Source organism: Staphylococcus sp. GDY8P120P (assembly GCF_017892065.1).
Classification (GTDB): domain Bacteria; phylum Bacillota; class Bacilli; order Staphylococcales; family Staphylococcaceae; genus Staphylococcus; species Staphylococcus nepalensis.
The window spans coordinates 1-12,995 of the sequence record NZ_JAESKI010000021.1 but is presented as its reverse complement, the minus strand read 5'-3'; the positions used below and the strand labels follow the sequence as shown (position 1 = coordinate 12,995).

Here is a 12,995-nt window from a genome sequence, read left to right as displayed (position 1 = left end):
GAGGGATGAACAATGACAGCAATCGATATTATCAAATCAACCACTAAAGTTATAACGCCGATTTTCGGTGGTAAGTTCATGGGCAAATTTGCAGTGAAAAATGCACATAAAGACTATAAAAAAAATGTCAAACCGCCTTTTTCACCACCCGGCTATGTCTTTCCTATCGTGTGGCCAATACTTTATACAACGATGGGTGTCGCTTATGTACTAGTGACTAATCAATCAGAGCGTAAGACTTTAAAAGGCATTTACTATACGCAATTAGGACTTAATTACTTATGGTCTATCTTGTACTTTAAATATAAGTTGCGCTTTAGTGCATTAGTAGAGAGTGTTGTATTGCTTGGTGCAGTAGTAACTACAACTGTAAAATTTTTCAATGTGAAGAAAGTTGCTGGCATATTGCTTGTGCCATACGTGCTTTGGAGCGCATTTGCGACGTATTTAACAGCAGGTAACTGGTTTTTAAATAAAGAGAACCCAAACTATACAGGAAAAACTGAGCACTAAATTGATGAAAAAGATAATATATAATGCGCTATACTGGTTTGTTATTCAAATGATTATTGCTCAACTTGGCACATATATAAGCCGTAAATGTTTAGAAAACGGGCATATATATTTTAAAAGTTGGCCAATTGAACAAGAAGGCCAATTGTGGCAAAAAGTCGTTAAAGTCCAATATTGGAAAAATCATTTGCCGGATGGCCAACGTATAAATTCGACTATTATCAGTAAATCAAACTTTGATAAATCGAGTCATGCGGACGAAGTACGCCAATTTATATTAGAAACGAGACGTGCGGAGTTTGTCCACTTGCTGTCTATAGTGCCTGTTATTGTATTTGCAAAGTCATCAAGCAGCGTAAAAATGATAAATCTAGTATATGTCGTTATAGCTAATGTACCTTGCATCATAGTGCAGCGCTATAATCGCCCTAAATTGGAACGTGTTTATTTGAGAAAGTTAAAAAGAAAGGGAGATTAAATGGTAAATAAGCAAGTCATTGTTATTGGAGGCGGGCTAGGCGGCATCGCTAGTGCAATTCGAATGGCTCAAGCAGGCTATCATGTGGATTTATATGAGCAAAATAATCACATTGGTGGAAAAGTGAATAGATTAGAGACGGAAGATTTTGGTTTTGATCTTGGCCCTTCTATTTTAACTATGCCTAAAATATTTCAACGTTTATTCCAGCAATGTGGTAAAAGGCTAGCAGATTATGTGAACATTCGTAAATTAGATTTGCAGATAAGAAACGTCTATCCTGATGGGGAAATGATAGATTTATATGAATCTATGCAAGATACATTGATAAATAATAAGACAGTCACAGATAAGGATATACAGCAGCTTACTGTGTTTTTTAACTATGCGAAACAGATTCATGAAACGGCTGAAAAGAGTTATTTTGATAAAGGTTTAGACACGATTTCTGAAATAATTCGTTATCATGGGCCATTGACTGCATTGAAAAAATTTGATTACTTTCATACCATGCAACAAGCTATTGATAAAAGAGTAGATAATCCTTATTTAAGAAAAATGTTAGGGTACTTTATCAAGTATGTAGGTTCATCATCTTATGACGCTCCGGCTGTGTTGAGTTTACTGCCTCAAATGCAACATGCTGAAGGATTATGGTATGTAGATGGGGGCATTCATAAATTAGCTGGTGCGATGGAGCAACTAGCACGAGAATTAGGCGTGGTTATACATTTTGATGCATATGTAAAACGTATAAATTATAATAGCGAAAATAAAGTTACTGGAATAACCTTAGCAAATAACAAAAACATCTATGCAGATTACATTATATCTAATATGGAAGTGATTCCTGTCTATAAAAATTTATTGAATTTTGATGAAAATAAAATAAATAAGTTAGAACGTAAGTTTGAACCCGCGAGTTCAGGTTATGTGATGCATCTAGGTGTAGACAAAAGTTATCCAGAACTCCGACATCACAACTTTTTCTTTTCTAACCATTCGAAAAATAATTTTGATGAAGTCTTTCACCAATATGTTTTGCCTCAAGATCCGACAATTTATGTAGTCAATACCAATAAAACAGATGACTCACAGGCCTCTACAGGGTATGAAAATATAAAAATTTTACCACATATACCTTATATTCAAGCGCAGCCATTGAGTGAACAGGCATATCTCCAATTTCGTGAGCGTATACTTGATAAATTAGAGTCTATGGGCTTGAAAAATTTAAGACAACATATCGTCTATGAAGATGTGTGGACGCCGCATGATATAGAAAACACTTATAGTTCTAATAAAGGTGCCATTTATGGTGTAGTATCGAATAAGAAAAAGAATAAAGGGTTTAAGTTTCCGAAAAAAAGCCAATACTTCAAAAATTTGTATTTTGTAGGTGGTTCTGTAAATCCTGGAGCGGGAATGCCGATGGTTACGCTAAGCGGTATGCAAGTTGCAGAAGCTATTATCGCTGAAGAAAGTAGTTGATAACAGATGATATCTTATATCATAGCGATAGTATTCACTTTAGCTTCCATATTAAGCGGAAAGTGTATGTACATGTATCGCGCTACGATTACTAGTAAAATAAAGGAAAATAAGACAGCCGTCAGTGTTATTGTTCCTGCGAGAAATGAAGCGGCAAATTTGCCTAAATTGTTTAACAGTATACCTAAGAACGAGCGTATAGAAGTTATCGTCATGGATGATGGTTCGACAGATAATACGCAAGCCATTGCAGTACATTACGGCGCAAAAGTATATATGGTTAACAATGATAAGACGTGGAAAGGTAAATCACATGCTTGTTGGGAAGGAAGCCGATATGCAACAAATGATTTATTGATGTTTGTGGATGCTGATATTCAATTTACAAGCGAAACGAGCATATGGCGCATAGTAAACCAATATCATCTACAAGGAGATAAAGGATTACTTTCTATCCAACCTTTCCATAAGATAAAACAAATATATGAGAATGGTTCTGCAATATTTAATTTGATGACTATTGTAGGAATGAACAAATTTTCAATAACGGAGACTTTGAATAATAAGCAAAGTGCGTTCGGGCCATTAATTTTAACTAATAAGCAAGATTATAAACTGACACGTGGTCATTTAAATGCAAAAGATAAAGTGATCGAAGGTTTTGCCTTAAGTAACGCATATCATGATTTTAATTTACCTGTTGATTTGTTTGAAGGACAAGGGGCAGTTAATTTTAGAATGTATCCGCAAGGGTTCGTAACACTATTAGAAGGTTGGAGTAAACATTTTGCCCTTGGTTCCAAAGCGACCCAAAAATCTACACTTGCTTTAGTATTTTTATGGTTATTTGGATCCATTATATCTACTCTGACTATCTTATTTGCTACCAAGTTAGGTTTCATATATATAATGTTAGCTATCATTATATATCTTATGTATGCGTGGCAATTCCACATATTTATTCGAAGAACTGGCAATTTTAATTTTATTGCGAGTATTTGTCATCCATTGCTTTTGGTATGTTTTGTAGGAATATTTTTTAAATCGTGGTTAGATATCAACATTTTCAAACGCATACACTGGAAAGGCCGAAAAATAGATTTATAGATTAATTTTTATATTAACGGAAAGGGATGCCGACGTATTTTCGAGGAGGACAACAAGTGAATCAATTAGAGAGAGATTATAAACACTGTCACAATATTATGAAGATACATTCAAAGACATTTTCTTATGCCTTTGATTTTTTAGAACTTAAAAGAAAAAAAGCGATATGGGCCATTTATGCAGTGTGTCGAATGATTGATGACAGTATAGATAAGTATAAAGACCTTGAACGATTAGGTGATATAGCGCATGATTTAGAAAGTATTTATAGTCATCATGCTCAAAGTTATCAAAGTGATGGGGCGATTATGAACGCATTTAATGACACTTTGGATACTTACGCAATCCCGCAAAAACCATTACGGACCTTGATTCAATATGTAAAAGAAGACTCTGATTTAACAATGATGCGCACAGATACTGATTTATATCATTATTGTTATGGCGTGGCTGGTACTGTTGGTGAATGTCTAACACCTATTTTAGCATCACAAAGAGAAGCAAACCCTAAACAAGCTGAAGCCGCTGCTATTGCTTTAGGTAAAGCACTACAAATAACTAATATTTTAAGAGATGTGGGCGAAGATTTCCAGAATGGTAGAATTTATCTCAGTGAAACTAAATTAGCTCAATATAAGGTCGATGTTCAAGCTATCTACAGTGAGGGCATCACACAAAATTATATAGACTTATGGGAAAGTTACGCCCATGAAGCAATGCAACTGTATAACATAGCATTAAATGGTGTTGTACATTTTGATGAAGATGTTCGTTACATTATTGAATTAGCGGCTTATGCCTACCTTGAAATTCTTGAAGAAGTGAGAAAGTCAGGCTATACGTTACACAAAAAGGTATATGTAAGTAAAGTGAAAAAACTAAAAATTTATAGAGATATTATTGCAAAATACAATAGGAGTGAAACAATATGAAGATTGCAGTTATAGGCGGCGGTGTTTCGGGTTTAGCTGCAGCTTCAAGGTTAGCAGCAAACGGACACCAAGTAGATATATATGAGAAAAATAAACAGATAGGCGGCAGAATGAACCAAATTAAGAAAGACGGATTTACGTTTGATATGGGACCAACCATTGTAATGATGCCTGAAATTTATCGTGATGTTTTTAATTATGCACATAGAAATATGAACGACTACTTGGAAATTAAACAATTATCTCATATATATGACGTGTATTTTAGCGAATCTGACCAAATCCGTGTGCCTACAGATCTTGCACAATTAAGGGATATGCTCGAAGCAATTGAACCTGGCTCAACACATGGCTTTATGTCATTTTTAACAGACATATACGAAAGGTATGAAATTGCACGGAAACACTTTTTAGAACGAACATTTAGAAAACCTACAGATTTTTACAATCCTTTTACTTTATATCAAGGAATGAAATTAAAAACATTTGATAAAGCAGATAACTTGATTGAAAAGTATGTTGATAATGAAAAAATACAAAAAATCTTAGCATTCCAGACATTGTATATAGGTATTGATCCTAAACGGAGCCCTTCCTTATATTCTATTATCCCAATGATTGAGCTAATGTTTGGTGTACATTTTATTAAGGGTGGTATGTATCGCTTCGTCAAAGCACTTCAAACATTGAATGAGGAGTTAAGTACTCGAATCCATACAGAAGCGAGTGTTGAAGAAATTATCATTGATACACGTTTTAAGCGTGTGGAAGGTCTAAAAGTAAATGGAGAGATCAAGAAATATGACAAAATACTATGTACTGCCGACTTTCCATATGCTGCAACCAATTTGATTAAAGAAAAACATCAACCTACAAAATACACAACACAAAAAATTGACAGCATGGACTATTCTTGTTCCGCCTTTTTAATGTATATCGGTGTTGATAAAGATCTATCTGAAGAAATTTTGTTACATAATGTTATATTTTCTAAGGATTTTGATAATAATATAAATGAAATCTTTTCCGGGGAAATACCAGCTGACCCTTCCATATATGTATATGCGCCAAGCGTGGAGGATAAGTCATTAGCACCAGAAGGTCAGACAGGTGTTTATGTACTTATGCCTGTCCCAGAATTGAAAACAAGTGATGCAAATTGGTCTGATGAGACAATAATCGCATATGTGAAAGATATTATTTATAATAAACTTTCTACCATTAAAGCATTGGAAAACTTAAAAGCACACGTGGTCACTGAAATGATTTATACGCCTAAAGATTTTGAAGGCGATTATAATGCGAAATTTGGGGCTGCCTTTGGTTTAATGCCTACATTAGCACAAAGTAATTACTATAGACCACCTAATGTAAGTAGAGATTACAAAAATTTATATTTTGCTGGGGCAAGTGTGCATCCGGGCGCAGGTGTTCCTATCGTCTTGACGAGCGCTAAAATTACAGTGGATGCAATGCTAGAGGATATCAATAACGGTATTTAAAAAACAAGCGCTTAATTTACTTTTATTTTGAAGTAAATTTAAGCGCCCGTGTTATTTTAAATTAATTAAACGTAATTGTTTGAGGGGTATCTAACGCATTATCGTTCATTATTTTAATCGCTTTTGGTGTTACTTTTAGTACGCACAAATTAGGATCTTCTTTAGAGTCGAAAAATGTCTTATCTTGTTTTTGCCAAATCCAATCAATCGTTTCTTTATCTTTTAGAATTTCGACATCTGCTTCTATTTCAAGAAAGCTACGGTTTTTTGTTTCGTCATAACCTATTAAAACATGCGCTTTGGGGTTGTCTTTAAATTCAGCCACTTTGTTAGAATCAATACTTGTTTTAGTGTATAGTGTGTGACCTTCATTATAAAAAATCATGTATCTACTATTTGGCATATTATTATGAGCCGTGGATAACACGCCAACATTAGAATGGTTTAAAATATTTTCAATTTCTTTTTGTACTGCTTCTTTATTCATATTACAATCACCTCTATATAATACATACCCTATATCTGTAATGTGCAAGCATGAGGTAAAACATTTGTGATATTGCGATATTTATTGAGAGACAATAACGGGTGTTAACCCTATATTCCAGCAATTTAATATGAATGAGCATGTTTTGCAAAGTGTTCAAAAATATATTTATAAAATGAGGAGATGTGACCATGCAGCTAGGTGTTATACTTAATCGCGTTTTTAGAATGAAAGATAACCCATTATTTGATTTTGTAGCAGAGCATCAAAATGAACTAGACAAATTATACTTTATTTTACCTCTAGAGGATTTATCTGATGCAGCAGAGGTAAAACGTAATGATTATTATAAAGTAGTCAAAGGTTTTATAACTGCTTTACAAAAGCGTGACATTTATCCCTATGTTATTACATACAAAAAGTTAGCATCTTTAGTCGATGATTTAGATTTATCTCATGTGTTAATCGCTAAAGATATTATGAGTTATCACAAAGAAACATACGACTATCCCCATATAAAAACAGTCTTTGAAAAACATCAAATCAAAGTGATTGGGCAACGTGTGAATCATTATTTTACGCCTTTAATGACATTAAACAAGCAACAGCAACCTTATAAAGTTTTTACTCGTTTTTACAAAGCGAACCGCAAAAATGTCATACATACACCTGCTAAAAGTTATCAATATAAGCAGTTAAGCCAAAATGCAGAAAAAGGTTTCAATCAAAGCGAGTTGCGATTAGATAATAATGAAGATATGGAAAAATCAGCACGTAAAGCATGGCATCGGTTTTTAGATGAAGATATATCCTATTATAAGCAATTGGCAGATGATGTATCACAAGATTTTGTCAGTGGGTTAGGAAAATATTTAGCATATGGCTTGCTCGATATTCACGCCATTATAAATGACTTACTTGAAGGTTATGATAGTGATGAAAGCAGCTATGAATCTTTTATCAGAGAAGTGATGTTCCGTGAATTTTATTATATATTAATGACGCAATACCCTGAAACTGCAACTCAATCTTTTTCCGAAAAGTACCGCAATATGCAGTGGTCCTATAACCAATCGCATTTTAAGGCGTGGCAACAAGGACAAACAGGTTACCCTATCGTTGATGCTGCAATGAAAAAATTAAATTGTACTGGATATATGTACAATCGATTAAGGATGGTTGTCTCTCAATTCTTAACGAAAAATTTATTTATAGATTGGACTTGGGGTGAAGATTACTTTAGAAAGTACCTTATTGATTATGATAATGCATCCAATGTACATGGTTGGCAGTGGTCTGCTTCAACAGGAACAGATGCAGCACCATATTTCAGAATGTTTAATCCGATACGTCAAAGCGAACGCTTCGATGCGCAAGGATATTTTATTAAAACACAGTTAGAAATATTGAATGAAGTGCCTAGTCAATATATTCATAATCCAACAAAGCACAAAGACAAGTTGAAAGAAAATTATAATGTTGAAATTGGTAAAGATTACCCAGAAGCTATCGTAAACCATAAACATAGTAGAGATTATGTTATGGATAAATTCAAACAATTTAAATAAGTATCTTTTGTAGTTTAATATTGAGATGTAGATAAAGCATATAGTGAAAGGCACTATATGCTAACGGGTCAGTGTTCGGGTTGTCTAACCGGATACTGACCGTATGGTGGTAAATGTGTCGTTTTTAAAAACATGGTTAAATTTGAAGCGTTAAAAGTAGAATCGTATTTAACTGTAAATAATGGAAAAGCGTATCAGCATAATAATAAATGCAGATACGCTTTTATAGATATAGTCGTATATAATGCTAATATCTTTGTACTGTAACATCGATATAATATCGTTTTAATAAAGAAAATGATAAAAACAGATATTAAATAGTAAAATTTTAGTTTATATATTTTCGCTTTGAATGGATCTGTAAGCTGACATTATTGTTGTTGAATAAAATTTTCTGTCGTATAAATATCAGCATATAATAAGTCTAGCGCACTGATAAATGCATAGTGGGCATCTTCTGCTTTAACGACATGCTCGTTATAAGTTAATTCGCGTGAAGCGCATGCATCTTCAACGACTGATACTTTATAACCTAAATCAGCTGCAGCTCTAGCGGTAGCATCAATACACATATGCGTCATCATACCAACAATTACAACATGTTCTATATTTTGAGCTTGCAATTTATCATGTAGTCCCGTATTAACGAAGCTGTTAGGGAATTGTTTAACGATCAGCGTTTCATTGTCTTGTGGTTGTACAACTTCTCGAATTTCTGCACCTTCCGTATCAGGAGCGAAAAATCCTAATGATTCATCAGGTGCAATATGTTGAACATGGTAAATATTTTCACTAAGATTTTCTCTAAACCACATTAATAATTTTTTAGCATTTTCTGCTGCATTTTCAGGATTACTTAATGGGTATTTACCACCTGGGAAATAATCATTTTGAATATCTACAATAATTAAAGCTGTATTCATGTTTATCCGTCCTTTACTGAATTTAATGTACAGTTATAATGATATATTAAAAACAAGATGTTATCGATAAGGTTATGAAATGAATTAGGTGATAAAACTTGCTTGATGAAAGGAGATTCAATAATGAAAATAGATAGTACTGATATACAAATATTGAAAATACTAGCCAACCATTCACGTACTCAATGGAAAGATATAGGAGAACAGATATACATGACAGGTCAAGCAGTAGGTAACCGTATTCGTAAAATGGAAGATGAAGGTATTATAAAATCATACACTATAAACATTAGCGAAGAAAGCCTCAAAAATGGAATGGTAGGTTTCTTAATAATATATATGAAGACCACGCAACATGGTCATTTTATTGATTTTGTAACGACTTGTAATGATATCATTGAAGCACATAGCATTTCAGGCGATGGTTGTTATCATTTGAAGTTTAAAGTATCTTCGAATGAAAAGTTGAATGCGTTATTACAAAAATTGTTAGAGTATGGAAATTACTCCTTGTATTTATCAGTTAACCAACTCAAAAAAGATGAACAATTTAATGAGCAATATTATTTAAATCATTTGGAAAAATAGTATGGACGCTAACAATTATTTACAGTGTTAGCGTCCATTTGTATATGCAAAATTAAATCATAATATTTAGTATTTGTTTTGTTCGCCCCAACTACACATATTTTCAATAATTGGCCATAAGGATTTACCTTTTTCAGTTAGACTATATTCCACTTTAGGCGGGATTTGAGGGAAAGCTTTTCTGTTTACGAGTCCATCTTGCTCTAATTCTTTTAAAGAGTCACTAAGCGTTTTGTATGTGATTTTACCTAAATAGCGTTTGAGTTGATTGAAACGTACCACTTCATACGTAGATAAATAGTAAATAATGGTTAGCTTCCATTTTCCATTGATAATCGACAGCGTGTAATCAAAATACGTATCGTTCAAATGACTATGGTGATAAGTGTTTTCCATGGTTACACTTCCTTTTAAGATAGTATATATATAAAAAGTGCATACTTGTTGAGTTGATACCCAAAGTTTAGACTATAATTGCTAATCGGTAAAGTATAAGGAGGAAAAATTATGTATTCTGAAAGATACCAACAGCATATAAAAACATTAGTTGAAAAAATAGAACAAGCTGATGCTATTGTTGTCGGCGGTGCATCAGGAATGTCTGCTGCAGGTGGTTATAATTGGTATGAAGACAATGCTGCTTTTCGAGAACATTTCGGAGATTTTGCTATTAAATATGGTATAGATAGTATTTTTGGTGGGTTTTATTATCGTTTTCAAACGTTGGAGGAAAGATGGGCTTATCTAGCAAGGTTAGTTAATTTTGTTTCACAAGCTCCGATGGCCAAACCATATGAAAATTTATTTGAATTAATTCAGAATAAGGATTACTATATTTTGACTACCAATCAAGATCGTCAATTTTACCATGTATTTCCTGAAACGAAGGTGAGCGCCATACAAGGTGATTGGACACATATCCAATGTGCGCAACGCTGTCATGATCAAGTTTATGATTTTTCAGAAGAAGCACATAACTTATGCACTAAAATAATAGACGCTCAAATACCTTCTGATGATATTCCAATATGCCCTTCTTGTGGAGGAAATATGGAATTATGGGTAAGATCATTTGTCTTTTTAGAAGGTACAAAATATAAAAATGAATTAGAAAAATTAAATGAGTATTTGTTAATGGTAAAACATAAACGTGTATTGTTTTTAGAGTTGGGTGTGGGGCCAATGACACCAATGTTTATAAAAGAACCATTTTGGAATTTAACTTATATGTGGCCTAATGCTTATTATATTACCATCAATCCTAAAGATGCTATTCTACCGGAAAAATTGGAGAATAAAGGGCAGGCTATTCATGAAGATATTCAACAAGTGCTTGGAGATAGTGTAAAGTATCGACAAACGTTAGAAAACAGCGTTAATTTATAGTTAACTTTAAAGGAGCATATATGATTACAGAAAATATTACTCAACATTTGGAATCTGCAGATAAAGTACTTATAAGCGCAAGTAATGGTTTGTCGATAGCAGAGGGGTTTCATATTTTTGCTGACGATAAAAATTTTAATGATTATTTTTCATCATTCAAACAGGAGTATCTAATTCATAATATTGTAGAGGGATTATTTTACCCTTATCCGAGTGAGCTTATTTACTGGAAATTTTATAGTAAACTATATCAGTATTTTTTAGCAGATTATCAATTAAGTGAAGTTATGAAACATTTATATGAATTAATTAGTGATAAAAATTATTTTGTAATTACTTCAAATATAGATAATCACTTTGAATATTCAGGCTTTGAGAATTCAAAAATTTTTGAAATTGAAGGTAACTGTAAGACGGCACAATGTGCGCGCGCATGTCATAACAAATTATACGATATAAGTGAATTGTTATTAAAGATAAATAATAATCTTGATGATCAAACGCTTTTAAATATACTACCAAAATGCCCTCGATGTCACGGGCCAATGGCAATGCATATAGAGACAAATCATTATTTTATCAAACAAGAAGATTGGAAGTTGCAAGCCCAAGCGTTTGAACATTTTATTCATACGACTAAGGAAGAGAAAATTGTAGTACTAGAGTTAGGCATAGGCAGTCGGAATCAATTAATCAAAGCGCCAATAATGCAATGGATTCAACAAAGGGACAATGTAGTGTACATTACTTTTAATTTAGCACAAGAAATATTTATACCACTAGCAATTCAAGATAAATCGTTATCTGTACCTGGGGATATAGCACACAATTTAAGTGAGTTAGTGACTTTCAAACGTCAAGGTAAGGGGTGTACAAATGAATATTAATTTACCCTTACAAACGTATTTAAGCCAACGTAGTTGTGATATCTTTAAAAAATGGGAAAGATTTATGATGCAATCTGTGGATTTTTGGCTAACTGATAGCATTTGGCATACACAACAGCATAGCGCTAGAGTTATGTTTTATAATTTGATATTAGCTGACCGATTGCAGTTGGATAGTGATCAGTGTGAGCAACTTGCAACGTGTTCAGTGTTTCATGATACAAGAAGATTAGACGAAGGTCTGGACAAAGGGCATGGTTTGAGAGCGGCTAAATATTATAAAACATCTTGTCTAAAACATGGCTTGCTATACAATGACACAGTTGCTTATATTATGGCTTATCATGATCAAGATGATAATGAAGCGCAAGCCTCCTTCAAATCGGAACTACAGGATCCGGAAAAAGCATTGTACCTATACAAAATATTTAAAGATGCTGATGCCTTAGATCGTTATAGGTTAGGAAGCGGTGCTTTAAATGTAAACTTTTTAAGAAATGAACAAAGTTTGGATCTTATTGAACTTGCACAATATTTAAATGATGTATAGTTAGTTATGTTATAAGGATGTTTAATAGTAAGCTAAAACGCAGTTGACTTCCTATGTTCATTAATATCGTCAAAAAATAGATGAGTGAGCTGCTATGAGATATAAATATAATAAAATGATGATTTTTACTGACATACAGTAGAAACCATCATTTTTTAGTTAGTTGTATTTTTTTAACTTTATTTAAAAAATCACATGAAAAACATACGAATACCCATAATAATAAGAACAGCTGAGAGCAGTTGCATGATGCGTCTTTCTGGTATAAATTCGGCAATTTTCAGACCGATTTTAGCACCAATAGCAATGCCTATCCCCCCAATAATCACGATCATCCAGTTTAAATTACCAATCGAAATTTGTGTTATAGCGCCTACAGTTGTATATATAAGTAATGAAAATACAGATGTTGAGGTGGTTTCTTTTGGATGCATTTTAAAAACATATATGAGAACAGGTACTAATAGCCAACCACCACCGATTCCTAGGTAATTAGATATAACGCCCATCAAAAACCCTAAAGGTATATACCAATAACTAAAAGAAGGTGAAGCAGTAGACGTGAACTGACCCCAATTTGTGG

Annotated in this window: 15 protein-coding genes; 11 read left to right on the top strand and 4 right to left on the bottom strand. The window is 33.2% G+C overall.

The features are described 5' to 3' along the window. Window positions 1-12 precede the first annotated feature (12 nt). The 6 genes from KA900_RS11545 to KA900_RS11520 all read left to right on the top strand — a co-directional run bounded on the left by KA900_RS11545 (window position 13) and on the right by KA900_RS11520 (window position 6,023). Complete coding sequence (locus KA900_RS11545; RefSeq protein WP_210139649.1) at window positions 13-513, top strand: TspO/MBR family protein; 501 nt, start codon at window positions 13-15, stop codon at window positions 511-513. 4 nt (window positions 514-517) lie between these two features. After that, window positions 518-991, top strand: a complete 474-nt coding sequence (locus tag KA900_RS11540; protein ID WP_103372705.1) for a glycosyl-4,4'-diaponeurosporenoate acyltransferase CrtO family protein — start codon at window positions 518-520, stop codon at window positions 989-991. After that, entirely contained in the window at window positions 992-2,482 is a 1,491-nt protein-coding gene (locus tag KA900_RS11535; RefSeq protein WP_207606764.1) for a phytoene desaturase family protein, read from the top strand. Between the two features lie 66 nt (window positions 2,483-2,548). Further along, on the top strand, window positions 2,549-3,589 hold the full coding sequence (locus KA900_RS11530; protein ID WP_232514201.1) for a glycosyltransferase family 2 protein: 1,041 nt from the start codon (window positions 2,549-2,551) through the stop codon (window positions 3,587-3,589). A 56-nt stretch (window positions 3,590-3,645) separates the two neighbouring features. Then, complete coding sequence (locus tag KA900_RS11525) at window positions 3,646-4,521, top strand: phytoene/squalene synthase family protein (RefSeq protein WP_096808099.1); 876 nt, start codon at window positions 3,646-3,648, stop codon at window positions 4,519-4,521. Next, the gene (locus KA900_RS11520; protein WP_210139648.1) at window positions 4,518-6,023 is read left to right on the top strand and encodes a phytoene desaturase family protein; all 1,506 of its coding nucleotides are present in this window, start codon (window positions 4,518-4,520) and stop codon (window positions 6,021-6,023) included. The genes KA900_RS11525 and KA900_RS11520 overlap by 4 nt, the downstream gene beginning before the upstream one ends. 61 nt (window positions 6,024-6,084) lie before the next feature. On the opposite strand, the gene KA900_RS11515 is transcribed toward KA900_RS11520, so the two are convergent. Continuing rightward, on the bottom strand, window positions 6,085-6,510 hold the full coding sequence (locus tag KA900_RS11515) for a pyridoxamine 5'-phosphate oxidase family protein (protein WP_096808101.1): 426 nt from the start codon (window positions 6,508-6,510) through the stop codon (window positions 6,085-6,087). A gap of 191 nt (window positions 6,511-6,701) precedes the next feature. Between KA900_RS11515 and KA900_RS11510 the strand changes: the two genes are divergently transcribed. Then, on the top strand, window positions 6,702-8,078 hold the full coding sequence (locus KA900_RS11510) for a cryptochrome/photolyase family protein (RefSeq protein ID WP_210139647.1): 1,377 nt from the start codon (window positions 6,702-6,704) through the stop codon (window positions 8,076-8,078). Between the two features lie 371 nt (window positions 8,079-8,449). Here KA900_RS11510 and KA900_RS11505 read toward each other — a convergent pair whose 3' ends face one another. Then, window positions 8,450-9,001: a cysteine hydrolase family protein gene (locus tag KA900_RS11505; protein ID WP_096808103.1), complete on the bottom strand. Its 552-nt coding sequence runs from the start codon at window positions 8,999-9,001 to the stop codon at window positions 8,450-8,452. 123 nt (window positions 9,002-9,124) lie between these two features. Between KA900_RS11505 and KA900_RS11500 the strand changes: the two genes are divergently transcribed. Next, window positions 9,125-9,589: an Lrp/AsnC family transcriptional regulator gene (locus KA900_RS11500; protein WP_210139646.1), complete on the top strand. Its 465-nt coding sequence runs from the start codon at window positions 9,125-9,127 to the stop codon at window positions 9,587-9,589. A gap of 66 nt (window positions 9,590-9,655) precedes the next feature. Here the strand turns inward: KA900_RS11500 and KA900_RS11495 are convergent, their stop codons facing one another. After that, on the bottom strand, window positions 9,656-9,985 hold the full coding sequence (locus KA900_RS11495; protein ID WP_115341785.1) for a winged helix-turn-helix transcriptional regulator: 330 nt from the start codon (window positions 9,983-9,985) through the stop codon (window positions 9,656-9,658). A gap of 111 nt (window positions 9,986-10,096) precedes the next feature. On the opposite strand from KA900_RS11495, the gene KA900_RS11490 reads away from it, so the two are divergent. From KA900_RS11490 to KA900_RS11480, 3 genes are read left to right on the top strand one after another with little or no spacing between them, the layout of a single operon-like run. Beyond that, window positions 10,097-10,975, top strand: a complete 879-nt coding sequence (locus tag KA900_RS11490; protein WP_096808106.1) for an SIR2 family NAD-dependent protein deacylase — start codon at window positions 10,097-10,099, stop codon at window positions 10,973-10,975. Between the two features lie 20 nt (window positions 10,976-10,995). Then, a complete protein-coding gene (locus KA900_RS11485; protein ID WP_207572875.1) occupies window positions 10,996-11,862 on the top strand; it encodes a Sir2 family NAD-dependent protein deacetylase in 867 nt (288 codons plus the stop codon). Continuing rightward, window positions 11,852-12,412, top strand: a complete 561-nt coding sequence (locus tag KA900_RS11480) for an HD-GYP domain-containing protein (protein WP_103372714.1) — start codon at window positions 11,852-11,854, stop codon at window positions 12,410-12,412. The genes KA900_RS11485 and KA900_RS11480 overlap by 11 nt, the downstream gene beginning before the upstream one ends. A gap of 191 nt (window positions 12,413-12,603) precedes the next feature. On the opposite strand, the gene KA900_RS11475 is transcribed toward KA900_RS11480, so the two are convergent. Beyond that, on the bottom strand, window positions 12,604-12,995 hold a 392-nt coding region (locus KA900_RS11475; RefSeq protein ID WP_210139645.1), incomplete at its 5' end, for a sulfite exporter TauE/SafE family protein.